Source organism: uncultured Caulobacter sp., from assembly GCF_947036865.1.
In the GTDB taxonomy this organism is placed as follows: Bacteria; Pseudomonadota; Alphaproteobacteria; order Caulobacterales; family Caulobacteraceae; genus Caulobacter.
Genome location: NZ_CAMQSF010000008.1, coordinates 72,502 through 97,802, shown reverse-complemented (window position 1 = coordinate 97,802; position 25,301 = coordinate 72,502). Strand labels below are relative to the sequence as shown.

The following is a 25,301-nucleotide window of genomic DNA, read 5'->3' as shown; positions in this document are numbered from 1 at the left end:
CGGCGAACGCTAGCGCCGCGTTGCTGTGACTTGCACCTCCCCCTCCACCGCCGCCAGCAGAGCCATCCCCCGCACCGCCACCTCCGCCGCCATTGCCGGGCGGAGGAACGGGATGTTCATACTCGCCCCCCCGGGGGCGTTACGACGATTGGATCGACTTCATTATCGCCACTAGTCGTGGGAGGCGTGAAAGTCGAACTTAGGTTCAGCGGAATGACTCCGGGATAATCAGTCAGCGATGGCGCCGCCCCGATAGCCATGTTTCTGCTCTCATAGATTGACGCCTCCCACTAGGAGGTCACAATCTAAAGTTATTATCAACGAATATTCTACCCTGATCGGTGTTAGTTGGCCACCGCAGCGGCCGCGTCACCCCTCCTCGACCCGCGCCCGCCACTTGGCCTTCAGCGTGTCGGAGGTGTCGCGCGAGCCGTCGGGGCTCCAGCCCGGCGGGCCGAAGATGTAGCCCAGGGCGTGGCGCGGCGATCCCGCGACGTCCTTGGCGATGCCGATCCACTCGTGGAACACGTTGTGGAACAGATTGAAATTCCCCAGGTTCTTCACCGTGCCGTAGCGGCACGGCTCCTCATCGACCTCGGGAATGAACGTGCCGAACATCCGGTCCCAGATGATCAGGATGCCAGCGTAATTGGCGTCGAGATAGCGGGCGTTGCGCGCGTGGTGCACGCGGTGGTGAGAAGGGGTGTTGAACACCGCCTCGAACCAGCGGGGCATGCGCTTGATCGCCTCGGTGTGAATCCAGAACTGATAGACGAGGCTGATCCCCTTCTGGATGGCCACCATGGCGGGCGGAAAGCCGACGAAGGACAGCGGCAGCCACAGCAGCCAGGTTCCGGCGACGCCGCCCGTCCAGGTCTGCCGCAGGGCGGTGGACAGATTGTAGTGGGTCGAGGTGTGGTGGTTGACGTGGCTGGCCCACCAGATCCGCCGCTCGTGAGCGATACGGTGGAACCAGTAATAGGTCAGGTCCTCAAGCAGGAAGACAGCCACCCACGCCCAGACGGCGGTCATCGGGATCGTGAAGATCCGATGGTTCCAGACCCAGACCGTCGTGGCGAACACGACCCCGCCGAACAGCACGCCGGCGACGGTGCTGCCCAGGCCCATGCTCAGGGACATGGCCGTGTCGCGCGGCTCGTAGTTGGCCTTCGCCTTGCCGAACCGGCCGAGCAGGATTTCCAGGATGATGGCCAGCACGAAGAACGGGATGGCCAGCTGGACGGGATCGAACGGGGCTTTCAGCATCAGGCGAGCTCTCTAGGCGGCCAGGCGTCATCGGCGACGGCGAAGACGGGGCGGGCGTCGGGGACGCGGACGGCAAGCCGCCCCTTGGCCGGCTTCAGGTCGGCGACAGCGCTCCAGGGCAGGTCGCGGGCGACATAGCCGTCCCCGCGACGCCAGAGAACGAGCGCCAGCGTTCCAGCCCTAGCGATCATCCCCGCGCCGTCGGCGGCGATCCAGATCGCATCGGGTCGGTGATCGGGAAATTCTACGGCGAGCAGCGCCTTGGCCGCGTCCGCGTCGAGCGGCGGCGTCGGCCGCGCCACGCCCAGCCAGGCCGTGAAGGCCACCAGCAACGCCACGGCGACCAACGAGCCGCCCAACTGAATCATCAGCGCCTTGTCCAAGACCGACGCGTCCCCCCAATAACTTATTGCCGTTCAGATTGACGACGGCGGCGGCCGCGTCAAGCGCGCGAAAACGGCGCGCCCCTCGCGAGGCGCGCCGTCGTCAGGTCGGAAAGACCTCGAGCCTTAGAAGTGGCGGACGTAGCCGACCGACACCGTGTTCGAGCTCAGGTCGCTCTTGGTGTATTCCGACTTGGTCCAGTCGGCCCGGAGGCCGTTCTTGTCGTCGAGCTTGTACTCGGCGCCGACGCCGTAGTTCCAGCTCTCCCGGCTGCCGTCGAACGCGGCGGCGGCCGGATTGCCCGTCGAGAACTTGGTCGTGCCGTAGCCGGCGCGGGCCAGGAGGTCGAGGTTCGGCGTGACGGGCAGGTAGCCGACAGCGTAGCCCGCGACCTGATGCTCCATCTTCACCTTGGCCGGACCGCCGGCCGTATAGACCCGGTCGCCGTCGACGCCGCCGGCGACCTCGGCCTCGACACCAAAGTTAGGCGTAAACTTGGCGCCCACTCGCCCCTGAATAGCGCCGGTGTCGGCGCCTCGCGTGCGAGTTTGACCATAGTTCACCGAACCGTAGACGTCCGTCGAAGTCTGAGCTTGAGCCAAGAGCGGGGCCGCGAGAACCGAACCGGCGACCAGGGTGGAGGCGATGAGAGTCTTCATTGTTGTACTCCTATGTTACGCTTAGTCTTGAGCTCCCTCAGCCAGCTTTCGCTAGGCGCATAACGCGGCGCGGATGGGGCGGTTCACGGCCGCGTTTGCGGCCATCGCGTGTCGGCGACGGACAGGCGTGGGGATGACGCCGGCGCCATCCGTGCTATTTACGAGTCAAACAAGCGTCAGAACGCGGGCCGCAGAACCGCCCGCGCGCATCATCGGGACCGCCGTCTTGCCGCAAGCCGTCATCGCCGCCACGGGGCTCTACACCCCGCCCTTCGCCATTTCGAACGCCGAGCTGGTCGAAGCCTTCAACACCTTCGTCGAGCGCTTCAACGCCGCCAACGCCGAGGCCATAGCGGCCGGCGACGTCGTCGCCCTGCAGCCCTCCTCGCCCGAGTTCATCGAGAAGGCCTCCGGCATCAAGTCGCGTTTCGTGATGAACAAGGACGGCATTCTCGACCCCGACCGGATGTGCCCGATCATCCCGGAGCGACCGAACGAAGAACTGTCGATTCTCGCCGAGATGGCGGTCGAGGCGGCCAAGCAGGCGATCGCCCGCTGGGGCAAGCCGGTCTCGGAGATCGGCGCGGTGATCTGCGCCGCCTCCAACATGCAGAGAGCCTATCCGGCCATGGCCATCGAGGTGCAGCAGGCGCTCGGGATCGAGGGCTTCGCCTTCGACATGAACGTGGCCTGCTCGTCGGCGACGTTCGGCATCAAGACCGCCGCCGACTTCGTGACCTCGGGCAGCGCCAAGGCGGTGCTCATGGTCAATCCCGAGATCTGCTCGGGCCACCTGAACTTCAAGGACCGCGACAGCCACTTCATCTTCGGCGACGTCGCCACCGCCGTGATCATCGAGGACGCCGACCAAGCCCAGGGCGGCTGGGAGATCCTCGGCACGCGGCTGAAGACCCAGTTCTCGAACAATATCCGCAACAACTTCGGATTCCTCAATCGCGCCGCTCCGGAAGGGATCGGCGCCAAGGACAAGCTGTTCGTCCAGGAGGGCCGCAAGGTTTTCCGCGAGGTGGTGCCGATGGTCAGCGACATGATCGTCGAACACGCCAATGACCTGGGCGTGGATCCGACCGGCCTGAAGCGCCTGTGGCTGCACCAGGCCAATATCAACATGAACGAGATGATCGGCCGCAAGGTGCTGGGCCGCGATCCGGCGCCGGGCGAGAACGTGATCATCCTCGACGCCTACGCCAACACCAGCTCGGCCGGCTCGATCATCGCCTTCCACACCGCCAACGACGATTTCGCCGCCGGCGAGACGGGCCTGATCTGCAGCTTCGGCGCCGGCTATTCGGCCGGCACGGTGTTCGTCAGGAAGCGCTAGCCAAGGAGCGGGCTCGCCCGCCACTGGCCGCCGAAAGCTTCGCCGCCGGTCGGTCCGGAGACCTCACCCCAAGCTTGTCGAAGGGCGAGGTTTCCGTCTCTCCCTCTATTTCGGGTGCGTCGCCTTCCAGTCCATGGCCCGGCGGATCCTGACCCCGACGGCCGGGTGGTCGTAGAATAGCGCCTCCTCCAGCTTTCCCGGCGTCGCGGCGCGGTACTCGATGGTCTTGACCAGGGCCTTGGACAGCCCGTCGGGCTCGTTGAAATGCGTCAGGCTGTAGCGATCCGCGTCGCTTTCCGCCGTCCGGACCAAGGCGTTCACGAGCGGCGTCCCCAGCAGGTTCAAGACGGCCATGATCACCGCCAGGACCGGCAAGCCGGCGGGATCGGCGATGCCCGTCACGCCCTTGGCGCCGAGCGCCCGGGCGAACCAGGGGAAAACGCGGTCGACGATCAGGAACGCGATGACAGCCAGAAGGCTGAAGGCGCCGGTGATCCAGAGGTTGTGCTGATGGGCGTAGTGGCCCATCTCGTGACCGACCACGCCTCGAACCTCGGCGATATCGGCGCCCTTCGCGAACATCACGTCGCTCATCGCCACGCGGGCCGAGCCGCCTAGGCCGGAGACGTTGGCCGTGTAGGCGTTCGACTGTTTCGAGCCGTTATAGACGAAGATCTTGTCGCTCGGGATGTTCACCGACCTGGCCATCGCCACGACCTCGTCGCGAACCGCGCCGGGCGGCGCCGGCGTGTACTTGTTGAACAGCGGCTCGATGTAGATGGGCGACAGCAGCATGCCGAACACGACGAAGACGGCGGTCAGCCCGCCCGCCCATAGCCACCAAATCCGGCGCGCCCGGCGGATCAGCAGGTACAGCAGCGCCAGGAACAGCGCGGTGAGCACCACCGAGATGGCCGTCGACAGCAGGTTCTCGCCGAACCAGCCGCCGAACGCCTGGCTGGTGAGGCCGTACTGCTTGGGCCGCCACCAGTCGGCATAGACCGACCACGGCAGCTCCAACGCCCAGCTTAGGCCGACAAAGACGGCGGCGACCATCAGGCTGGCCAGGAACGGCCGCGCCTTGCCGCGCTCCACGCCCGCCTGAAGGCGCGTCAGAATTCCGCTGCGAATGATGATCCACGACGCGGCGACCGAGACGAGGAAGCCCCACAACAGCAGCCAGTGGCCGCCTTGCGTATAGTGCTGGGCCTTCAGGTGCGCCTCGGGCGGCAGTTGCGCCAGATAGGCGGCCGTCGCCGCGGCCGGATCGAACGAATGCGACATGTCCCCTTCTCCCGGTTAAGCTTTCGAGCAGGCCAGAGTCCCTCGGCGCCGTCAGCTAAAATCGTGCTCACCATCGTCACATCGGCGACACGTTCGGGCTGGCGAACGCCGTCGCGCCGTATAGAACTGCGCGAGCTAGTTTCGTCGAAGGTCTCTCCGATGCGATTCCCCGCCCGTCGCGCCGTGCTGTCCGGCCTCGGCCTCGCCCTGCTCGCCGCCTGCGGCAAGAAGCCCGCCCCGGGCGCCAGCGCCTGGGAGCGGATCAAGGCGTCCGGGACCTTGCGGATCGGGCTGGAAGGCACCTATCCGCCGTTCAACTTCCAGGGCAAGGACGGCCAGCTGACCGGGTTCGAGGTCGATTTCGCCAAGGCCCTGGCCGGCAAGCTGGGCCTGAAGCCCGACTTCCGCCCCGCGCCGTTCGCGGGCCTGCTCGGCGCGCTGGAGTCCGGCCGCGTCGACGTGGTGATCAACCAGATCACCATCACGCCCGAACGCCAGGCCAAGTACGACTTCTCCGAGCCCTACACCGTCTCGGGCATCCAGATCATCAAGCTGAAGGATCGGCCCGGCCTGGAAAAGCCGGAGGACCTGGCCGGCAAGAAGGTCGGCGTGGGTCTGGGGACCAATTACGAGCAATGGATCCGAGCCAACGTGCCGACCGCCGACGTGCGCACCTATGACGACGATCCGACCAAGTACCAGGACCTCAAGGCCGGCCGCATCGACGCGGTGCTGAACGACCGCCTGGTCGCCGCCGACTTCGTCAAGACCTCGCCGGAATTCGCCGCCTCCGGCCCGCCGTTCGCGGCCCAGGGCTCGGGCGTGGCGATGAAGAAGGATCCGGGCCTGAAGATCGTGATCGACCAGGCGATCGCCGCTCTGCGCAATAGCGGCGAGCTGACGGCGATCTCGCAGCGCTGGTTCGGCCTGGACGCGACCCGCTAGACGATGGACGCGCCGCTCGACCTGCTGCGCCAGTCCGCGCCCCTGCTGCTGAAAGGCGCGGGCTATACCGTGCTGCTCAGCGTGATCGGCATGGGGATTGGCGTCGTTCTGGGCTTTGGCCTGGCTTTGATGCGGCTTTCGCGCTCGGCGGCGTTGCGCTGGCCGGCGGCGGTCTATGTGTCGGCTTTCCGGGGCACGCCGCTCCTGGTCCAGCTGTTCCTGATCTATTACGGCCTGCCGCAGTTCGGGGTCGAGATGCCGCCGCTGCTGGCGGCGGGCATCGGCTTTTCGCTGAACATCGCCGCCTACGCCTCGGAGATCCTGCGCAGCGCCATCGACGCGGTCGACAAGGGCCAGTGGGAAGCCGCCAGCGTGCTCGGCATGAGTCGCGGCCAGGCCTTGCGGCGCGTGATCCTGCCCCAGGCCGCGCGCACCGCCGTGGCACCGCTGTCGAACAGCTTCATCGGCCTGGTCAAGGACACCTCTCTGGCCGCGACCATCCAGGTGCCGGAGCTGTTCCGCCAGGCCCAGCTGATCACCGCCCGGACCTACGAGATCTTCACCATGTACCTGGCGGCGGCGGCCATCTACTGGATCGTATCCACCGTGCTCGCCGCCCTGCAGGGCCGGCTGGAGCGCCGCGCCGCGGAGGGCCGCCGATGAGCGCGATCGACGCCAAGGGCCTGCGCAAGAGCTTCGGCGCGACGCCCGTGCTGGCCGGAGTCGACCTGAGCGTCGCGACCGGCGAGGTCGTGGCGATCATCGGACCCAGCGGCTCGGGCAAGAGCACCCTGCTCCGCTGCCTGGCCGGGCTGGAGGCGCTGAACGGCGGCGACCTGACGATCGCGGGCGTCACCGCCGGCGGCAAGATCCCGCTGGCCCGCGCGCTGAACGGCCGGGTGGGTTTCGTCTTCCAGAGCTTCAATCTGTTCCCGCACCGCACGGCGCTGGAGAACGTGATCGAGGGTCCGGTGGTGGTGCGCAAGGAGGATCCCGCCAAGGCCCGCGCGCGCGGTCGCGCGCTCTTGGAAAAGGTCGGGCTCGGCGACCGCGCCGACGCCCATCCGGCCGCCCTGTCCGGCGGTCAGCAGCAACGCTGCGCGATCGCCCGCGCCCTGGCCATGGATCCGGAGGTCATCCTGTTCGACGAGCCGACCTCGGCCCTCGACCCGGAACTGGTCGGCGAGGTCCTGGCCGTGATCCGCGATCTGGCCGCCGAGCGGCGGACCATGGTCATCGTCACCCACCAGATGGACTTCGCCCGCGACGTCGCCGATCGGACCATCTTCATGGACGGCGGCGTGATCGTCGAACAGGGGCCCTCGCGGTCCCTTCTGGCCGCCCCTCGCGAGGAGCGGACCCGTCGGTTCCTGGCACGCTCCGGAGTTCCGCAAGCTTGACCAGGTCATAATTTGGTCCCCGGCGCGCTGCACGACGAAGCGCGCTCCGGACGCGATCGTCCGCCTCGTCGAGAGGCCCGGACGTGCTATAAACAGTTGAATCTAAAGCCCTCCGCCGGGTGGCTTTTGTGGCGAGGACAGCGTGAAGCCTTATATCGAACTCAAGGGCGCCTCGGGCGCCGTCTACCGCTACAAGCTGGCAGAGAACGGCGATCCCGGCACGACGATCGCCGGCAACTACGTCTATGTCGACGCGCGCGGCGACGTGGTCTACGCGGGCGAGGCCAACAACCTGATCGACGCCAAGAGCCGCTGGGCGGACGCCCGCGCCCGCCACGGCGCGACCTGGCTCTACACCCGCCTGAACGTCTCGGGCGCGTCGCGGGCCGACGAGTATTCCGACATCGTCATCGCGCTGCAGCCGGTGATGAACCAGGCCGACTAAAGCCATTTGAGGTCTCCTCGCCGGGCGCCCGGAGCGGCTATGGTCGCGGTCGATGCGCCCGGAGATTCTCTTTCCCCTGTTCAGCTCGGTGTCCACGCTCAAGGGCGTGGGCCCCCGCGTCGCGCCGCTGGTCGAGAAGCTAGCCGGGCCGATCGTGCGCGACGTGCTGTTCACCCCGCCGACCGGCCTGATCCGACGCGCCGTCACCACGGTCGACAAGGCGGTCGAGGGCCAGGTCCAGACCTTCGTCGTCACCATCGACGCCCACCAGCCGCCGCAGCGGGTGGGTTATCCGTGGAAGGTCCGCGCCTGGGACGGCACGGGCTTTCTGACCCTGATCTGGTTCAAGGGCTACGGCCCGCACCTGGAACGCCAGCATCCCAAGGGGGCGCGGCGGGCGGTCAGCGGCAAGGTGGAGCGGCCCGACGGCTTCGCCTCCGAACTGCAGATCGCCCATCCCGACTATCTGGTCGAGGAGGCCCGCGCGGACGACATCCCGGACATCGAGACCGTCTACCCCGCCACCCATGGCCTGCCGTCGCGAGTGTTCCGCAAGTTCGCGCTGGAGGCCCTGAGCCGCGCGCCCGACCTGCCCGAGTGGCAGGACGACGCCTGGCGCGCGCGCGAACATCTGCCGAGCTGGCGCGAGGCGCTCGCCGCCTTGCACGCCCCCGCCAGCGAAGCCGATCTGTCGCCATTGGCCCGGCCGCGCCGGCGCCTGGCCTATGACGAGCTCCTGGCCCACCAGCTGGCCCTGGCCCAGCGCAAGGCCTCGCGGCGCGCGACGCCGGGGCCGCGCATTCCCGCCGGTCCCCTCGCCGAGGCGGCCGAAAGGGCCCTGCCCTTCAAGCTGACCGGCGCCCAGATCCGCGCGCTGTCGGAAATTCGCGGCGACCTGGCCTCGGGCGAGCGGATGAGCCGGCTGCTGCAGGGCGATGTCGGCTCGGGCAAGACCGTGGTGGCGATGCTGGCCATGGCCGACGCGGCCAGCGCGGGTCTGCAATCGGCCCTGATGGCGCCGACCGAGATCCTGGCCCGCCAGCATTTCGAGACCATCGCCGCGCCGCTCCAGGCCCTGGGCTTGTCGGTGATCCTGCTCACCGGGCGCGACAAGGGCGCGGCGCGCTCGGCCAAGCTGCTGGGCCTGGCCGACGGAACCCACCACGTCGCGGTCGGCACCCACGCCCTCTTCCAGGACGACGTGGTGTTCGACTCCCTGGCCCTGACCATCATCGACGAGCAGCACCGCTTCGGAGTCAACGAACGACGCCGGCTGCAAGACAAGGGTGAAGGCGTGCATCTGCTGGCGATGTCGGCCACGCCGATCCCGCGCACCCTGGAGCTGACCGTGTTCGGCGACCTCGATGTCTCGCGCATCGACGAGAAGCCGCCCGGCCGCACGCCGGTGGCCACCCGCGCCGTCCCCACCCCGCGCGTGCCGGAGATCGTCGAACGCCTGCGCGCCGCGATCGCCGGCGGGGCCCAGGCCTTCTGGATCTGCCCGCTGGTCTCGGAGTCGGAAAAGGTCGATCTGCGCGCCGCCGAGGACCGGGCGGCGGATCTGGCGACCCGTCTGCCGAACGTCGGCCTGGTCCACGGCCAGATGCCCCCCGCCGAGAAGGACGCGGTGATGCAGCGCTTCGTCGACGGCGAGGTCAGCGTGCTGGTCGCAACGACCGTGGTCGAGGTCGGGGTCAATGTGCCCAACGCCAGCATCATGGTCATCGAGCACGCCGACCGCTTCGGCCTGGCCCAGCTGCACCAGCTGCGCGGCCGCGTCGGCCGGGGGACGCGCGAGAGCGCCTGCGTGCTGCTATACGATCCGCCGCTGTCGGAGGTGGCCCAGCAGCGGCTCGATATCCTACGCCGCTCCGACGACGGGTTCGAGATTGCCGAGAAGGACCTGGCTCTGCGCGGCGGTGGCGATCCGCTGGGGCTGAAGCAGAGCGGCTTCCCGGCCTATCGCCTGGCCGATCCGGTGGCGCATCGCGACCTGATCGCGGTGGCCGCCGACGACGCGCGCCTGATCCTGGCCCGCGACCCGGACCTGACCTCGCCGCGCGGCCAGGCGCTGCGGACGTTGCAGGAACTGTTTGATTGGAAGCCGGGCTCGCCGCTGGGCGAGGCGGGTTAGCGGGGAGCTCCGTCATGCTGACCAAGGACCAGGAATATCTCCGCGACAGCCAGTACAGAGACGCGTCCAAGCTGGAGGCCCGCTCGCGATTACACCGCAAGTACGGCCGCCAGGACTGGTTCGAATGGCTTGCGAACCACGGCCATTGGCCGGAACGCGGCGCTTGCCTGGACGCCGGCTGCGGCGCGGGGGCCTTCTGGAACGCCATGGCCTCGAACCTGCCCGCGAGCTTGTCCCTGACTCTGCTCGATCTTTCCCCGGGCATGGTGGCAGCGGCGGTCCAGGCGGCCCTCGGGGCCAATCGCTGGGACAATGTCGAAGGCAAGACCGCCGACGCTTCGGCCATACCCTTCGCGGACGGGTCGTTCGACTGTGTCCTGGCGATCCACATGCTCTACCATCTGCCCGATCCAGAGGCGGGCGTCGCCGAGCTGAGACGGGTGCTCAAGCCGGGCGGTGTCGCCCTCATCGCCCTGAACGATCGCCACAACATGCGCGAGCTGGGAGACCTGCGTCGCCAGGCGATCCCCGACGCCGGCCCGCCTCGGCCTCCACCCTACGATCTGACAGACGCCGAACCGGTCTTGCGCAGGACGTTCAACCAGGTTGAGTTGATCCGCTATCCGGATGAGCTGGTGTGCACCGAGCCGCAGGACGTCATCGATTACCTCATGAGCATGCCCCCGGCCGACGCGGCGTCCGAGGCGCAGCGGCTAGAGCTGGCCACGGCGGTGCGGGCGGCGTTCGCGCGCCAAGGCGGAGTTTTTCGGGTCGGCAAGGCGGTCGGGCTGTTCCGCTGCGTCGCTTAGTGCGCCGCCGCGCCCTTGCGGTGATGCCACAGGTGCATCAGGCCCGCCAAGACGCCGCCGACCGCCAGGCCCACCACGGCCGAGCCGAGCGCGAAGGCCAGCCAACCCGTCAACGCGCCGACGCCCGGCGCCTGTTCGGCCCAGTGCTTGAAGCCCTCCACCCAGACTGGGATCGGCGTCAGGTGGAACGTCTCGAGTCCATGAACGATGATGCCGCCGCCGACCCACAGCATCGCCGCCGTACCGATCAGGGTCAGGGCTTCCATGGTCCAGGGCATGGCCTTGACCAGGCCTCGGCCGAAGCCGCGCAGCCCCAGGGACTTGCCCCGCGACAGGTGCAGGCCGATGTCGTCCATCTTCACGATCAGGGCGACGACGCCGTAGACGCCGACGGTCAGCAGCACGCCGACCACGGCTAGGGCGGCGGCTTGGATCGCCAACGGCTGGGCGGAGACGTCGGCCAGGGCGATGGCCATGATCTCGGCGGAGAGGATGAGGTCCGTGCGGATCGCCCCGCTGACCTTGGCCTTCTCCAGTTCGGGACCGCTCAGCGCCAGGTCCTCGACCGCCTCGCCCTCGCTTTCCGGCGTGAAGGCCTCGAGGACCTTTTCGGTCGCCTCGAACGCCAGATAGGCCCCGCCGCACATCAGGAGCGGCGTCACCGCCCAGGGCGCGAAGGCGCTCAGGAGCATCGCGCCGGGCAACAGGAACAGCAGTTTGTTGCGCAGCGACCCCAGCGCGATCTTCCAGACGATCGGCAATTCGCGGTCGGGCGAGAAGCCCATGGCGTAGCCGGGGGTCACCGCCGTGTCGTCCACCACCACGCCGACGGCCTTCGACCCCGCCTTGCCGGCGGCTCCGGTCACGTCGTCCAGGGAGGCGGCGGCCAGCTTGGTGATGCCGGCGACGTCATCGAGCAGCGCGGCGAGACCGGAAGGCATCGGATATCCTGACGTTGAGCTTGAGGCTCCGTGCCTAAGGCTCCTCGCGCGCGGCGTAAAGGCCGCCTCTTGCCTGACGCTGGGTGAAGGCGCGGAAGCTGCCGGCATGGACGTCGCCGCCGCCCTCGATCACCTCGCCCCGCGCCTGTCGCCGACCGCGACCAAGGCGCTGAACGCGCGCCGGCTGTCCGGCGGCGCCAGCCTGGAGACCTGGGCTTTCGAGCTGGACGACGGAACGCCGCTGATCCTGCGGCGCAGGCCCGCCGGCGCGGCGATGCGCGAGACCGCCTTGCCCCTGACCTCCGAGGCCGCCCTGATCCGCGCGGCCGGCGCCGCTGGCGCCCCGACGGCGGACGTCGTTCGCGTCTGTGACGGCGCCGATGCCCTGGGCGAGGCCTATGTGATGCGCCGGCTGGAGGGCGAGACCCTGGGCCGGCGGATCGTGCGCGACGAGGCGTTCGCGAGCGTGCGTCCGGGCCTGGCCCGCCGCTGCGGCGAGGTGCTGGCGCGTATCCACGCCGTGCCCACAGCGGACTTGCCGCCGCTCGCCGCCTCCGACGCCCTTGGCGAGCTCGCGCGCTACGAGACGATCTACCGGCAGCTCGACGCCCCACGCCCGATCCTGGAGGCGGCTTTCCGCTGGCTGGAAGCCGTCGCGCCGTCCCCGCCGGAGCGGCCGGTGCTGGTGCACGGCGATTTCCGCAATGGCAATCTGATGGTCCATCCCGACCAGGGCCTGGTCGGCGTGCTCGATTGGGAGCTGGCCCATCTGGGCGACCCGGCCGAGGACCTCGGCTGGATCTGCGTCAATTCCTGGCGCTTCGGCGAATGGCGAAGGCCCGTCGGCGGCTTTGGCGACTATGCCGACCTGCTGGCCGGCTACGGCGCCGCGGTGAGCCTGGAGCGCCTCCGGTTCTGGCAGGCGCTCGGCTCTCTGAAATGGGGCGTGATGTGCCTGATGATGTATCAGAGCTTCGCCACTGGCCAGGATCGCTCGATCGAGCGCGCCATGATCGGGCGGCGGACCAGCGAGGCCGAGATCGATCTGGTCAAGCTGATGGAGACCGCATGATCTCGCATCCGACCGCCGCCGAGCTCGCCGAGGCCCTGGCCGCGTTCGAGGCCGAGCCCGCCGCGCCAGGCGACGCGCGTCACGTGTTTCTGACCCGCGTCGCCGACAATGCCCGCGCGATCCTGGCCCGAGAAGCCGAACAGAGTGCTCGGCTCGAGGCGGAAGCCGCCCAGCGCCTGACCGCGCTCGTGGGCGCGCAAGGCGATGCCGCGACGTTGAACGCGCGGCTATGCCAAGCCTTGCGAGACAGCGCGATCGCGCCTTTGGACCCGGCCTTGCTGTCCCATCTGCGAGAGACGGCCATCGCCCAGATCGCCATCGATCAGCCCGGCTACAGCGGCCTAGCGGCGCTGCTCGACCGTTGAGGCGGCGGCCAGCGGCCGGCCGGTGATCGTCGCCGCGCGGGCCAGGGCGTCGGCCTCGATATCGGCATAGAACAGGTTGAAGGCGTCGACCTTGCGCCGGTCCGCCCAGGAGCCGCTGTCGCTCAGAGCGCTGGACTTCGGCCGGCTGGTCCGCAGCAATCCGTTCTCGCAGACCGCCGAGACCTGGCGCTGCAGGAAGGCCGGCCGCGCGCCCCATTCCAGGCCGGTGGCGTTCGCCGCGCCGAGATTCAGCCGCGCCGGCGCGCGTTCCAGGGTTGCGCCGCCCAGCACCGGGTTGAAGCAGAGCGGCGCGCGCTGGTCCAGATTGGTCAGTTCGTCGCCGGAGTCCCAGATCAGCGAGCGACCCAGCCACTCCTGCACGGCCTGGAAGTCGCCTTCCTGGGCCGAGGCCCAGGCCGCGACGCAGCCGGTCTCCCCGCGCCGCTCGCAGGCCGGGAGCGCGGCGTTGGGCTGATACTCGTCGGCCGGAACGATCGTCTCGATCAGATAGGCCGCGACGAGCCGACGCTTGAGATCGGGCTCCTTGGCCACCACGTCGCGCAGCAGGCGCGCCGCCAGGGTGCCGCCCTGCTCCACGCCGACAATGATGAACGGCCGCGCCTCGCCATAGCGCGCTAGATAGGTCTCGAAGGCTTGGCGGACGTCGCCATAGGCGAAGCGGCGGGCGTCGCGGGCGTCGTCGCGCAGGGTCAGATAGGTGTAGAGACTGGCCTGACGATAGCGCGGGGCGAACACGCGGCCGACCCTGTCGAATGGCCCGGCATAGTTCGGCAACACCACCCGTGACAGCAAGCGCTGAGCCTTCGGCTGGTCGATAGCGCCGTTCCAGTCGCGACCGCCGTCGAACGTGGTTGGATGGACGAAGAACACGTCGACCGGCCGATCGGGGGGCGCCGGCCCCTCGCGAGGCAGCAGCGCCCAGGCCGAGCGCTTGGCGTAATCCGGCGCCGGCGGCGGCCGATAGGTCAGGTAAGGAACCTTGGGGTCCAGCGCGTTGCTGAGAATGTCGTAGCGAAAGACGAACGCCGCCGCGACGAGGACGGCCAGGAACAGCGCCGCCCCCGCGAAGATCCAACGCTTGAAGCCTTTGAACGCGCCGCTCATGCCCCTCGGTTACACCAAGGTCCGGGCGGCTTTAAGCCCCTTCCTGGCCGATGATCGCCACCGAGCAGACATTGCTGGCCGGCGCGCCGCCCAGGTTATGGGTCATGCCGAACACCGGATTGGCCAACTGCCGCTCGCCCGCGCGCCCCTGGAGCTGTAGGTACATCTCGTACAGCATCCGCAGGCCCGAGGCGCCGATCGGGTGGCCGAAGCACTTCAGGCCGCCGTCGATCTGACACGGCACGCCGCCGTCGGCGTCGTAGAAGCCGTCCAGCACGTCCCGCCAGCCCTGCCCCTCGGGCGAGATGAACAGGTCTTCCATCGTCACCAGCTCGGTGATCGAGAAGCAGTCGTGCACCTCCATCATCGAGATCTGCTCGCGCGGGCGCTCGATGCCGGCCTCCTTGTAGGCCTTGCCGGCGGCGATGCGGGCGGTGTGGAAGTGGCTGCCGTCCCAGCCGTTGTACTGGCTCTCATAGCCATTGGAGACCGACAGCTGCAGCGCCTTGACCGTGACCAGGTCGCGCTTGCCGAGGCTACGGGCGATCTCCGGCGTGGTGACGATCGCGGCGGCCGCGCCATCCGAGACGCCGCAGCAGTCGAATAGGCCGAGCGGCTCGGCGATCAGCGGCGCGTTCAGCGCCTGCTCCTCGGTGATCGGCTTGCGCAGGTGGGCCTTGGGGTTCTTGGCGCCGTTGGCGTGGCTCTTGACCGACACGTGGGCGATGGCGCGCTTCAGGTCCTCCTTGGAGACCCCGTGCTTGGCGCGGTAGGCGCTGGCCAGCTGGGCGAAGTTGCCGGGCGCCGAGCCGTTCGGCATGACCTGCGGATTGAGCGTGCCGGGATTGGCGACCGGCAGCCCGCCATAGCCGGTGTCCTTCAGCTTCTCGACCCCGACCGCCAGGGCGATGTCGGCCGCGCCGGCCGCCACGGCGTAGACGGCGCCCCGAAACGCTTCAGAACCCGAGGCGCAGAAGTTCTCGACCCGGGTGACGGCGATGTTCGGCAGGCGCAAAGCGATCGACAGCGGCGTGCCGCCCTTGCCCGTGCCGATCTCGTCGATGTGGGTCGAGAACCAGGCCGCGTCGAGCTGGGTCGGCTCGATCCCGGCGTCCTTCATCGCCTCCAGATAGGCTTCGACCATCAGGTCGTCCGGCCCGGCATCCCAGCGCTCGCCGAACTTGCTGCAACCCATCCCGAGGATGGCGACCTTGTCGCGGATACCCTGAGGCATGACGGTCTCCCTTATTCGGCGGCTTGGGTTTGAGCGGATCGGGCGGCGATGGCGGCGCGGTCCGGCGTGGCCTTCCAGAAGTAGCGGGTAAAGCCGCGCTTCTCGTCGATCTCCTTGATGCGGAACACCATCCGCACCGGCAGGCCGGTCTCGACGTCGCCCGGCGCGACATCGGTGATGTCCATCATGATCCGGCCGCCCCCCTCGAACACGACCATGCCGTAATGGTTCGGCGGAGCCATGGAAAAGGTCAGATAATCAGCGGAGTAGCTGAGGATGCTCGCGCGGCGTTCGGCGAACTTGTAGGGCTCCTGGGTGTCGACGGCGGGGTTGTTGGGCGCCACCGAGATCCGGGTGCGCGGGAACTGCACGACGCCGGTCTCGCGGCAGCGACCGCCGACCAGGCCCAGGATCATGTCCTCGTTGCGGTAGAGGGTGGTCAGGGCCGTCTTGTTGTCCTTCTCGGCCCGCATGCCCTTGTCCCATTCGACGAGGCCATTGAAGGTCAGGAATTTCAGATAGTTGGTCTCGACTTCTCGATCCGCCAGCGACCCCGTGACGCCGCGCGCCGGACGCGGCCCCTTGCCGGTGGCGCGGAAGACGAGCGCCTCGGCGCCCTGGCCGAACTGGGCGACGAGCACGACCTCGTTTTCCCGAGCGTCTTCAAGCGCATGGGCCAGCATGATGGGGCCGTGGGCGCAGCCGGCCTCGCCCATCACCGAGGCCAGATTGTCTCTGACGGCCTCGGGCCGGATGCCGATGGTCTTGGCCAAGGTGGCCGCCATGCCGGAGAAGGTCGAGGGAAAGCAGAAATGATCGACATCCGAGGGACTTAGCCCCGCGACCTCGAGCGCCTTGCGGATCGCCGGCGGAACCAGCTTGACGATGCCTTCGTCACGGATCCAACGCTCTTCCCAGTAGTAGTCGAAGCCGCCGTCGTCGCCCCGGAAGTGGTCGATGAAGTCGTCGGTGACGCTGCCGCGCCCCAGAAATTGCGCGGCTCCAGGACCCTCGCCGATCACGAAGGCCGCCGCGCCGTCGCCGAAGTCCAGCTCCTGGGCCGAGGCCGCCCGCGCCTTGCGATGCTCCCCGACAGCCACCAGCGCGCGACCGCCGGCGGCCAGCGCCTGTCCTAGCGCCGTCAGGCCGCAACGCTGCGAGCCGGTGACGTCGGTCGCCGTGATCGACTTCTCCAGCGTCAGAGCGGCCGAGACGATGCCCGCGTTCAGCCGGTCGGCGAACGGCGCGGTCGTCGAGGCGAAATAGAGGCTGTCGATGTGCGAGCGATCATCATCCGGGCCCAGGGCGTCGCGCGCCGCCTCGACCGCCATGGTCAGGGCGTCCTCGTCCCAGTTGGCCATGGATCGCTCGCCCTTGCCCTTGGCCTTGAGGTTCGGCGCGACCCAGGCGTTGGCCTCGGTGACCGCCTTGCGGCTCAGACGCAGACGCGGCGCATAGGCGCCCCAGGCGGCGATGCCGACCATTTCTCGCTCCCTGCCCGTCGGGCTCGATCCCGACTTATCGGCGTTCAGCTTACGCTCGCGGAAATGGACGGCAACCGTGCCCTTGGGTCACCGGTAGGGGTCGTCGGTGTTGAGATACCCGGCGACGTAGTCGGCGACGCCGTCCTCCAGCGCCGTCATCGGCGCGTTGTAGCCGGCCGCGCGCAGCCGGCTCATGTCGGCCTGGGTGTAGTACTGATACTTGCCGCGCAGCACCTCGGGCATGTCGACATAGGCGATGTCCGGCGCGCGGCCGGCGGCCTGGAAGGTCGCCAGGGCCAGATCGCGGAACGATCGCGCCTGCCCCGAGCCCAGGTTGAAGACGCCGTTCACGCCCGGGCTGTTCGACAGCCACGCGATCACGTCGACTACGTCGCGCACATAGACGAAGTCACGCAGCTGGCCGCCGTCCTCGTAGGCCGGATTGTGCGACTTGAAGAGCTTGACGCCCTCGCCCGCCGCGATGCGCGGCCAGATCTGGGCCACGACCGACTTCATGCCGCCCTTGTGGTCCTCGTTGGGGCCATAGACGTTGAAGAACTTCAGCCCGACCCACTGGGCCGGCGCGCGGCCGCGCTGAGCCTCGCGCACGGCGTGGATGTCGAACAGGGCCTTGGACCAGCCATAGGCGTTCAGCGGGCGCAGGGCCTTCAGCGACTCCAGGTCATCGCGGCCGTCGAAGCCCAGGGCGCCGTCGCCATAGGTCGCCGCCGACGAGGCGTAGATCAGCCGCTTGCCGTGCTCCACGCACCAGTCCCACAGGTCGCGCGACAGCACGAAGTTGGACTGGATGATCTTGTCGGCGTCCGGTTCGGTGGTGGCGGAGACCGCGCCCATGTGGACGACGAGCTCGACATCCGAGCCGCGCCTGGCCAGCCAGTCGAACAGCTGCTCGGGCGCGACGAAATCGGCGATCGGGTGCTTGGCGAGGTTGCGCCACTTGCCGCTCGCCGCGTCGCGCAGCCGGTCGCAGACCACGACATCGACGTCCGAATCCTCGCAGAACCGGGCCACCAGGTTCGAGCCGATGAACCCCGCGCCGCCGGTGACGAGCACGACGCGCCGACGGCTGGCGCGGTTGGCGATTTGCGGATCATCCACGGGCGTTGTTCCGACGTATCAGGACCCTGGCCGCCAGTCGGCGACCATTGGGGCGAGGTGAAGCACGTGCGGACAGGCCATGACCAGGACCCGATCATCGTCTGGTTCCGCAAGGATCTGCGCTTAGCCGACAATCCCGCCCTGCGCCATGCCGCCGATAGCGGACGGCCGGTGATCTGCCTCTACATCCTCGACGAAACGCCGGGCATCCGTCCGATGGGCGCCGCGTCGCTGTGGTGGCTCGACAAATCGCTGAAGAGCCTGGCGCAAGCGCTTGAGGCGATTGGCAATAAGCTGGTGCTCCGTAAGGGCGTCGCCGCTGAGGTGTTGGACGCTCTGATCGCCGACACCGGCGCGACCCGCGTGCTGTGGAACCGGCTCTACGACAAGGCCTCCATCGATCGGGACAGCGCGATCAAGACGCGCCTGAAGGACGTCGGCGTCGACGCCCAGAGCTTCAACGCCGGCCTGCTGAACGAGCCTTGGACGGTCCAGAACGGCTCGGGGCAGCCCTACAAGGTCTTCACGCCCTATTGGCGCGCGGCGCGGGAGCATCTGACCGAGGTCACCGTGGAAGCCGCGCCCAAGGCCTTGAGAGCCTTGGAGAAGGCGACGCCCAGCGAACGTCTGTCGGACTGGCGTCTGCACCCGACGGCGCCGGACTGGTCCAAGGGCTTCGACCTCTGGACCCCGGGCGAAGACGGCGCCCGCGCGCGACTGGACAGGTTTCTCTCGGGGCCCGTCGCGCGGTACGGCGAGACGCGGGACATTCCCGGCGTCGAGGCCACCTCTCGCCTGTCGCCCCACCTGCATTTCGGCGAGATCGGCCCGCGCCAGGTCTGGCTCGCCGCCCGCCACGCCGCCGAGGCCGGCGACATCCCGGGGGCCCAGGCGGACAAGTTCCTGTCGGAGATCGGCTGGCGCGAGTTCAACCATTCGATCCTGTTCCACTGGCCCGACCTCCCCAGTCGGAACTTCAAGCCGGAGTTCGACGGCTTCCCGTGGTCCAAGGATCACGCCGCCCTCGAGGCCTGGACCAGGGGCGAGACCGGCTATCCGATCGTCGACGCCGGCATGCGCGAGCTGTGGGTCACCGGCTTCATGCACAATCGCGTGCGGATGATCGTCGCCTCGTTCCTGATCAAGCACCTGATGATCGACTGGCGGGAGGGCGAGGCCTGGTTCTGGGACACGCTGGTGGACGCCGATCTTTCCAACAATGTCGGCAACTGGCAGTGGACCGCGGGCAGCGGCGCCGACGCCGCGCCCTATTTCCGCATCTTCAATCCAATCACCCAGGGGGAGAAATTCGATCCCGACGGCGCCTATGTCCGGCGCTGGGTTCCAGAGCTGGCCGGCGCGCGGACCGATCTTATCCACAAGCCGTGGACCGCCCCCTTGCATCTGCCGGCCGCCGCCAAACGTCTATATTCTAGACCGATCGTGGATCATGCGATGGCGCGTGAGCGGGCCCTGGAGGCCTATCACGGCCTTTAGCGCGGGGTCTTTACGAGCCGGTCGTTAACGGCGTTAATGAACGGATCAAACCGGATGCGAGACACTCCCTTGGACACCGCGCTCTGGAACGATCCCGACCTTCGCACCGCCCCGGCGGCCTTTCGCGCCGCCCTCCGCGTGGCGTCCGACAATTGGGGCATGGGTTCGGTGACCTTTGTGCTCCCGACCGGCAAGCCGATCCGCATCGCCGGCGCCGCCCCTGGGCCGGACGCGGTGATCAAGATCCACGACTACCACTTCATCCGCCGAGCCTTCTCGTCGGGCGACATCGGCTTCGCCGAGGGCTTCATGGCCGGCGAGTGGGAGACCCCGGATCTTTCGGCGGTGCTGGAGGCGTTCTCGCTGAACTTCGACCGGCTGTCGGCCCTGGTCGAGGGCAATCCGCTGATGAAGCTGTTCAACCACCTCTACCACCTGCTGCATCGCAACAGCCGCGAAGGCTCCCGCCGCAACATCCACGCCCACTACGACCTGGGCAACGCCTTCTATTCGCGCTGGCTGGATCCCAGCATGACCTATTCGTCGGCGCTGTATGAGCGCCCCGGCCAGCCGTTGCCCGAGGCGCAGCACGCCAAGTACGCGGCGCTGGCCAGGACGATCGACCTCGCCCCCGGCAAGCACGTGCTGGAGATCGGCTGCGGCTGGGGCGGCTTCGCCGAGTTCGCGGCCAAGGAGGTCGGCGCCAAGGTCACGGGCATCACCATCTCGCGGGCCCAGTACGATTTCGCCAAGAAGCGCTTGTTCGACCAGGGCTTGGCGGAAAAAGCCGACATTCGTCTGGTCGACTACCGCGACGTCGAGGGACGGTTCGACGCCGTCGCCTCGATCGAGATGTTCGAGGCCGTCGGCGAGGCCTATTGGCCGGCCTATTTCGGCAAGATCCGCGAAGTGCTCGCGCCCGGCGGCCGGGCCGGCCTGCAGATCATCACCATCCGCGACGAACTCTTCCCCCATTATCGCGGCCGCACCGACTTCATTCAGCGCTACATCTTCCCGGGCGGCATGCTGCCCAGCGAGGCGCGCCTGAAGGAAGAGACCGAACGGGCGGGCCTGGAATGGAGCGATCTCAAGCGCTTCGGCCAGAATTATGCCGACACCCTGGCCGAGTGGGCGCGCCGCTTCGAGGCCGCCTGGAGCGAAATCCGCAAGGACGGTTTCGACGAGCGCTTCCGCCGCCTCTGGCGCTTCTATCTCAGCTACTGCGAGGCGGGTTTCCGCACCGAACGGACCAATGTGATCCAGCTGGGCCTGAGCCGCGCCTAAGGCGCTTAGCCTCGCGGCTAGGTGTCGACGCCGCGCGTTTGTGGATAGGCGACCAACACCCTGTCGCGTCTAGGATTTAGCCGCCCCGCTCGCGCGCTGTCAGGAAAACTGGGGTTGCCTGGGCCAGGCGCGGCACGATCTACCAGCCATTGAAGCGCTCCGCCCAAGGCTCGCCATGACCGTCCCATCCCACGTGCTCCCGAGCGTCCTGGAGGCCATCGGAAACACACCGCTGATCCGCCTGCGGCGCGCCAGCGAGGCCACCGGCTGCGAGATCCTGGGCAAGGCCGAGTTCATGAACCCCGGCCAGTCGGTCAAGGATCGCGCGGCCCTGGCCATCATCCGCGACGCCGAGGCGCGGGGGGTCCTGAAGCCCGGCGGACGCATCGTCGAGGGCACGGCGGGCAACACCGGCATAGGCCTGGCCATGGTCGCCTCGGCCCTGGGCTACAAGACCACTATCGTTATTCCGCGCACCCAGAGCCAGGAGAAGAAGGACGCCATCCGCCTGCTAGGCGCCGAGCTCGTCGAGGTGGACGCGGTCCCTTATGCGAACCCCGGCAACTATGTCCGCTATTCCGGGCGCTTGGCCGAGGATCTCGCCAGGACCGAGCCGAACGGCGTCGTCTGGGCCAACCAGTTCGACAATGTCGCCAACCGCGAAGCCCACTACCGCACCACGGGGCCGGAAATCTTCGCCCAGACAGAGGGTAAGGTCGACGGCTTCATCTGCGCCGTCGGCTCAGGCGGCACTCTGGCCGGCGTCGCCGCCGCCCTGCGCGAGCGCAAGCCCGGCGTTCAAATCGGTCTCGCCGACCCCCACGGCGCGGCGCTCTATCGCTGGTACAAGGACGGCGAGCTGGCCTCGGAAGGAAGCTCGATCAGCGAAGGCATCGGCCAGGGCCGGATCACCGGCCATCTCGAGGGCCTCGCGGTCGACCACCCGTTCAGGGTTTCCGACGAGGAGATGCTGGAGGTGCTTTTCGACCTCGTCCAGCACGAAGGCCTCTGCCTGGGCGGCTCGGCCGGGATCAACGTCGCCGGCGCCGTCAAGCTGGCGCGCGAGATGGGCCCCGGCCACACCATCGTGACCGTGCTGTGCGATCACGGCTCGCGCTATCAGTCCAAGCTGTTCAATCCTGAGTTCCTTAAGGAAAAGGGCCTGCCGACGCCGCCCTGGATGTAGCTTGCGGCGCTCGCGGCGCGAGGCGAAAGTGCGCGCCTCCAACAGGGGCGAGTCAGACCCCGAAAGGTCACCACATGAGCACGCCGTCCGATCCGCTGGTCTCCACCGCCTGGCTGGCCGAGCACCTCGAGGCCCCGGACGTGCGCGTCGTCGACGCCTCCTGGCACATGCCGGCCGCCCAACGCGAACCCTACAAGGAGTTCCTGGCCGCCCACATCCCCGGCGCGGTGTTCTTCGACATCGACGACATCGCCGACGAGACCACCGACCTGCCGCACATGATCCCGACGCCGGTCAAGTTCGCGTCGAGGGTCAAGAAGCTCGGCCTTGGGGACGGTTCCCGCATCGTCGTCTATGACAGCACCGGCATCCTGCCGGCCGCGCGCGCCTGGTGGCACTTCCGGGCCATGGGGCACGAGGACGTGGTCGTGCTGGACGGCGGCCTGCCCAAGTGGATCGCCGAGGGCCGCCCGATCGAGGACGGTCCCGCCGCGCCGCAGGAGCGGCACTTCACGCCGCGCTACCAGGCCGACATCTATCGCTCGCTGGACCAGATGCGCGCCATCGTCGAGACCGGACGCGAGCAGATCATCGACGCTCGCGCCGCCGGCCGCTTCGAGGGCAAGGATCCCGAGCCCCGCGCCGGCCTGCGCGGCGGCCACATGCCGGGCGCGCGCAACATTCCGCTGTCGAGCCTGATCGCGCCGGACGGGACCATGCTCTCGGCCGAGAAACTGAAGACGGTGTTCGAGGGGGCCGGCGTCGACATCAACCGCCCGGTCGTCTCGACCTGCGGCTCGGGCATCACCGCCTCGGTGGTCGCCCTGGCCCTGGCGCGTCTCGGCAAGCCCCGTTCGGCGGTCTATGATGGCTCCTGGACCGAATGGGGCGGTCTAGCCGACACGCCCGTGGTCACGGGTCCGGCGGCCTAACGCATCGGCGGGGCGTAGAGCAGGCCCGGCTTGGCCGCGTTCCACGGCGCGTTCAGGCCCCGCTCCAGCTTCAGAGCCGAGCCAGCGCCGATCTCGCGATCGAAGATCTCGCCGTAATTGCCCTCGGCGAGGATCGCCCGATAGGCCCAGTCGGGACCGAGGGCCAGCATCGCGCCATAGCCGCCCTCGCCCAGCAGCCGCCGCGCCTCGGGGTCGGCGCCGGTCTTCATCGCCTGGGCGTTGGCCCGCGTGACGCCGTGCTCCTCGGCCAGGACCAGGGCGTAGAGCGTCCAGCGGACGATGTCGGTCCAGCCCGGATCGCCCTGGCGGACCAGCGGGCCCAGGGGTTCCTTGGAGATGGCGTCGGGCAGGATGACGTGGGCGGAGGGGTCGTCGAGCACCGACCGCGCCGCCGCGAGGGCCGAGATGTCGGCGGTCAGCGCGTCGCACTTGTCGGCCTGGTAGGCGGCCCGGGCCGCGTCCTCGCTGTCGAACACCACGGCGGTGTAGGCGATGCCGCGCGCCCGGAAAAAGTCCTCGAGATTCTGCGCGGAGGTGGCGTTGCTCTGGACGCAGATCCGCGCGGTGTTCAGCTCGACGGCGCTGGTCAGGTTCAGGCTTCGGCGAACGAGGAAGCCCTGACCGTCGAAATAGGAGACGGCGGCCATGTCCAGCTGGTCGCCGGCGTCGCGCGCGAACGTCCAAGAGGTGTTGCGCCACAGCACGTCGACCTTGCCGGTGCGCAAGGCCGTGATCCGCTCCTCGTTGCCCAGCGGCACGAACCGCACCTTGTCCGGCTTGCCCAGCACGGCGGCGGCCAGCGCGCGGCAGAAGGCGACGTTGAAGCCGCGCCAGCGCCCGCCGTTGTCGCGGAAGGCGAAGCCCGGGAGGTCCGGATTGACGCCGCACAGCAACTCGCCCCGCGCGCGCACCGCCTTTAGGGTCGGACTGGGCGTGGCGGGCTTGATCTTCAGCGGCGCGGCGGTCTCGGCGGCGTTATCCGCGGGCGCTCGCGCCGGCCGTTCGCAGCCCACGAGGGCGAGGGCCGTAACCGCCATGATCAAAAGGCCAAGACGCCCAGACACCGATCGCTCCTTGAACCGCGCGCGCGCGGCCTTAAACCACAGGGTTTCCGCAGCGTCGCCGAGAGTCTCCCGCCGATGGATGAAGAAACCCGCCTGATCCGCAAGGGCTCCGCGCCGCAAACTCTGGCGCGCACGGTCAATCCGCCCATCCAGCGCGCCTCGACGGTGCTGCTGCCCAACGCCGCGTCGCTCTATGACGACGATCAGCTGACCTATGGCATCACCGGTCTGTCCTCGCCGGCGGCCTTGCAGCAGGCCCTGGCCGAGCTGGAGGGCTCGCCGGACGTCACCCTCTACCCGTCGGGCCTGGCGGCGATCACCGGCGCCATGCTGGCGGTCCTGAAGGCCGGCGACGAGATCCTGGTCGTCGACAGCGCCTATAAGCCGACCCGCCGTTTCTGCGATCGGGTGCTGAGCCGGTTCGGCGTGGCGACCACCTATTACGACCCGGCCCTCGCGCCCGACGACCTGATGGCGCTCGCCACGCCCCGGACGCGGATGGTCCTGCTGGAGGCGCCGGGATCGCTGACCTTCGAGATGCAGGACGTGCCGGCCATCGCTCAGGCGGCGAACGCGCGCGGGATCATCACCTTGATCGACAACACCTGGGGCGCGGGCTTCTACTTCAAGCCCCTGGCGCACGGGGTGACGATCAGCGTCCAGGCCTTGACCAAATATGTCGGCGGCCATTCGGACTGCTTCATGGGCAGCGCTACCACCATGGACACGGTGATCGGCAACCAGCTGGGCGACGCCATGTGGGATATCGGCTGGTCGGTCTCGCCCGACGACGCCTACCAGATGCTGCGCGGCCTGCGGACTTTGGCCGTGCGCCTGCCGCGCCACCAGGAGAACGGCCTGGCCGTCGCGCGTTGGCTACAGGCGCAGCCCGAAGTGTCGCGCGTGCTGCACCCCGCCCTGCCCGACGATCCGGGTCACGCCCTCTGGAAGCGCGACTTCACCGGCGCCTGCGGCCTCTTTGGCGTGGTGCTGAAGCCTTGTAGCCAGCGCGCCGTTCACGCCTTCCTCGACGCGCTCAAGCTGTTCGGGCTGGGCTTTTCCTGGGGCGGCTACGAGAGCCTGGCGATCCACTGCGATCCGCAGCTCAAGAACCGTTCGGTTCCGGTGAAGCTGGAAGGTCCGCTGCTGCGCCTGCACATCGGGCTGGAGACGGTCGAGGACCTGACGGCGGATCTCGACCAGGCCTTCGCCGCGCTCCGCGCCGCCTAGAGCCTTTTGAACGTTTGGCGCGCGACGAGGCCGGCGGCGCCGTTTGGGCCTTGCCGCGGTCTCCGCGATGACGTCAGTC

The 25,301-nt window shown here is 68.5% G+C and carries 24 protein-coding genes; 14 read left to right on the top strand and 10 right to left on the bottom strand.

Annotated elements, in window-relative coordinates:
- Positions 1-369: 369 nt before the first annotated feature.
- From Q0V34_RS07630 to Q0V34_RS07620, 3 genes are all read right to left on the bottom strand, one after another.
- Entirely contained in the window at positions 370-1,266 is an 897-nt protein-coding gene (locus tag Q0V34_RS07630; protein WP_297510105.1) for a sterol desaturase family protein, read from the bottom strand.
- Positions 1,266-1,649, bottom strand: coding sequence for a hypothetical protein (locus tag Q0V34_RS07625; RefSeq protein WP_297510102.1), 384 nt, complete (start codon positions 1,647-1,649; stop codon positions 1,266-1,268). The genes Q0V34_RS07630 and Q0V34_RS07625 overlap by 1 nt, the downstream gene beginning before the upstream one ends.
- A 126-nt stretch (positions 1,650-1,775) precedes the next feature.
- On the bottom strand, positions 1,776-2,309 hold the full coding sequence (locus Q0V34_RS07620) for a porin family protein (protein WP_297510099.1): 534 nt from the start codon (positions 2,307-2,309) through the stop codon (positions 1,776-1,778).
- Between the two features lie 226 nt (positions 2,310-2,535).
- Between Q0V34_RS07620 and Q0V34_RS07615 the strand changes: the two genes are divergently transcribed.
- Complete coding sequence (locus tag Q0V34_RS07615) at positions 2,536-3,651, top strand: beta-ketoacyl-ACP synthase III (RefSeq protein ID WP_297510096.1); 1,116 nt, start codon at positions 2,536-2,538, stop codon at positions 3,649-3,651.
- 105 nt (positions 3,652-3,756) lie between these two features.
- Here Q0V34_RS07615 and Q0V34_RS07610 read toward each other — a convergent pair whose 3' ends face one another.
- Positions 3,757-4,935, bottom strand: coding sequence for a M48 family metalloprotease (locus Q0V34_RS07610; protein ID WP_297510093.1), 1,179 nt, complete (start codon positions 4,933-4,935; stop codon positions 3,757-3,759).
- Positions 4,936-5,094: 159 nt separating this feature from the next.
- Here Q0V34_RS07610 and tcyJ point away from each other — a divergent pair, with 159 nt between their 5' ends.
- The 6 genes from tcyJ to Q0V34_RS07580 all read left to right on the top strand — a co-directional run bounded on the left by tcyJ (position 5,095) and on the right by Q0V34_RS07580 (position 10,668).
- Positions 5,095-5,880: a cystine ABC transporter substrate-binding protein gene (gene tcyJ, locus Q0V34_RS07605; RefSeq protein WP_297510090.1), complete on the top strand. Its 786-nt coding sequence runs from the start codon at positions 5,095-5,097 to the stop codon at positions 5,878-5,880.
- Between the two features lie 3 nt (positions 5,881-5,883).
- Positions 5,884-6,543, top strand: a complete 660-nt coding sequence (tcyL, locus tag Q0V34_RS07600; RefSeq protein ID WP_297510086.1) for a cystine ABC transporter permease — start codon at positions 5,884-5,886, stop codon at positions 6,541-6,543.
- The gene (locus Q0V34_RS07595) at positions 6,540-7,280 is read left to right on the top strand and encodes an amino acid ABC transporter ATP-binding protein (RefSeq protein ID WP_297510083.1); all 741 of its coding nucleotides are present in this window, start codon (positions 6,540-6,542) and stop codon (positions 7,278-7,280) included. Before tcyL ends, Q0V34_RS07595 begins: the two co-directional genes overlap by 4 nt.
- 142 nt (positions 7,281-7,422) lie before the next feature.
- Positions 7,423-7,725, top strand: a complete 303-nt coding sequence (locus Q0V34_RS07590; protein WP_297510080.1) for a hypothetical protein — start codon at positions 7,423-7,425, stop codon at positions 7,723-7,725.
- A gap of 52 nt (positions 7,726-7,777) precedes the next feature.
- Positions 7,778-9,859 (top strand): ATP-dependent DNA helicase RecG, encoded by a 2,082-nt coding sequence (recG, locus tag Q0V34_RS07585; protein WP_297510076.1) that lies wholly within the window; start codon positions 7,778-7,780, stop codon positions 9,857-9,859.
- A 14-nt stretch (positions 9,860-9,873) separates the two neighbouring features.
- Positions 9,874-10,668, top strand: a complete 795-nt coding sequence (locus Q0V34_RS07580; protein WP_297510072.1) for a class I SAM-dependent methyltransferase — start codon at positions 9,874-9,876, stop codon at positions 10,666-10,668.
- Here Q0V34_RS07580 and Q0V34_RS07575 read toward each other — a convergent pair.
- Positions 10,665-11,609, bottom strand: coding sequence for a DUF808 domain-containing protein (locus Q0V34_RS07575; RefSeq protein WP_297510069.1), 945 nt, complete (start codon positions 11,607-11,609; stop codon positions 10,665-10,667). The two genes, Q0V34_RS07580 and Q0V34_RS07575, sit on opposite strands and share 4 nt — an antisense overlap.
- 106 nt (positions 11,610-11,715) lie before the next feature.
- Here Q0V34_RS07575 and Q0V34_RS07570 point away from each other — a divergent pair, with 106 nt between their 5' ends.
- Both Q0V34_RS07570 and Q0V34_RS07565 read left to right on the top strand, forming a co-directional pair.
- Positions 11,716-12,681, top strand: coding sequence for a phosphotransferase family protein (locus Q0V34_RS07570; RefSeq protein ID WP_297510067.1), 966 nt, complete (start codon positions 11,716-11,718; stop codon positions 12,679-12,681).
- The gene (locus tag Q0V34_RS07565) at positions 12,678-13,046 is read left to right on the top strand and encodes a DUF6285 domain-containing protein (protein WP_297510064.1); all 369 of its coding nucleotides are present in this window, start codon (positions 12,678-12,680) and stop codon (positions 13,044-13,046) included. Before Q0V34_RS07570 ends, Q0V34_RS07565 begins: the two co-directional genes overlap by 4 nt.
- Here Q0V34_RS07565 and Q0V34_RS07560 read toward each other — a convergent pair.
- The 4 genes from Q0V34_RS07560 to rfaD all read right to left on the bottom strand — a co-directional run bounded on the left by Q0V34_RS07560 (position 13,023) and on the right by rfaD (position 17,993).
- Positions 13,023-14,171 (bottom strand): DUF3089 domain-containing protein, encoded by a 1,149-nt coding sequence (locus Q0V34_RS07560; RefSeq protein WP_297510063.1) that lies wholly within the window; start codon positions 14,169-14,171, stop codon positions 13,023-13,025. The genes Q0V34_RS07565 and Q0V34_RS07560 overlap by 24 nt on opposite strands.
- Positions 14,172-14,202: 31 nt before the next feature.
- Positions 14,203-15,405: an acetyl-CoA acetyltransferase gene (locus Q0V34_RS07555; protein ID WP_297510060.1), complete on the bottom strand. Its 1,203-nt coding sequence runs from the start codon at positions 15,403-15,405 to the stop codon at positions 14,203-14,205.
- An 11-nt stretch (positions 15,406-15,416) separates the two neighbouring features.
- Positions 15,417-16,889 (bottom strand): hydroxymethylglutaryl-CoA synthase family protein, encoded by a 1,473-nt coding sequence (locus Q0V34_RS07550; protein ID WP_297510056.1) that lies wholly within the window; start codon positions 16,887-16,889, stop codon positions 15,417-15,419.
- An 87-nt stretch (positions 16,890-16,976) separates the two neighbouring features.
- On the bottom strand, positions 16,977-17,993 hold the full coding sequence (gene rfaD, locus Q0V34_RS07545) for an ADP-glyceromanno-heptose 6-epimerase (protein WP_297510162.1): 1,017 nt from the start codon (positions 17,991-17,993) through the stop codon (positions 16,977-16,979).
- A gap of 81 nt (positions 17,994-18,074) precedes the next feature.
- Here rfaD and Q0V34_RS07540 point away from each other — a divergent pair, with 81 nt between their 5' ends.
- The 4 genes from Q0V34_RS07540 (at position 18,075) to sseA (ending at position 22,907) form a co-directional block, all read left to right on the top strand.
- Positions 18,075-19,505 (top strand): deoxyribodipyrimidine photo-lyase, encoded by a 1,431-nt coding sequence (locus tag Q0V34_RS07540; RefSeq protein ID WP_297510053.1) that lies wholly within the window; start codon positions 18,075-18,077, stop codon positions 19,503-19,505.
- Positions 19,506-19,541: 36 nt separating this feature from the next.
- A complete protein-coding gene (locus Q0V34_RS07535; protein ID WP_297510050.1) occupies positions 19,542-20,789 on the top strand; it encodes a cyclopropane-fatty-acyl-phospholipid synthase family protein in 1,248 nt (415 codons plus the stop codon).
- 175 nt (positions 20,790-20,964) lie between these two features.
- Positions 20,965-21,975, top strand: coding sequence for a cysteine synthase A (locus Q0V34_RS07530; RefSeq protein WP_297510047.1), 1,011 nt, complete (start codon positions 20,965-20,967; stop codon positions 21,973-21,975).
- Positions 21,976-22,049: 74 nt separating this feature from the next.
- Positions 22,050-22,907 carry a 3-mercaptopyruvate sulfurtransferase gene (gene sseA / locus Q0V34_RS07525; RefSeq protein WP_297510045.1) on the top strand — a complete coding sequence of 286 codons (858 nt, stop codon included), beginning with the start codon at positions 22,050-22,052 and terminating at the stop codon, positions 22,905-22,907.
- Here sseA and Q0V34_RS07520 read toward each other — a convergent pair.
- Positions 22,904-23,992 (bottom strand): amino acid ABC transporter substrate-binding protein, encoded by a 1,089-nt coding sequence (locus tag Q0V34_RS07520; protein ID WP_297510042.1) that lies wholly within the window; start codon positions 23,990-23,992, stop codon positions 22,904-22,906. The two genes, sseA and Q0V34_RS07520, sit on opposite strands and share 4 nt — an antisense overlap.
- A 75-nt stretch (positions 23,993-24,067) precedes the next feature.
- Here Q0V34_RS07520 and metC point away from each other — a divergent pair, with 75 nt between their 5' ends.
- Positions 24,068-25,222 (top strand): cystathionine beta-lyase, encoded by a 1,155-nt coding sequence (gene metC, locus Q0V34_RS07515; protein WP_297510039.1) that lies wholly within the window; start codon positions 24,068-24,070, stop codon positions 25,220-25,222.
- Positions 25,223-25,301: the final 79 nt, after the last annotated feature.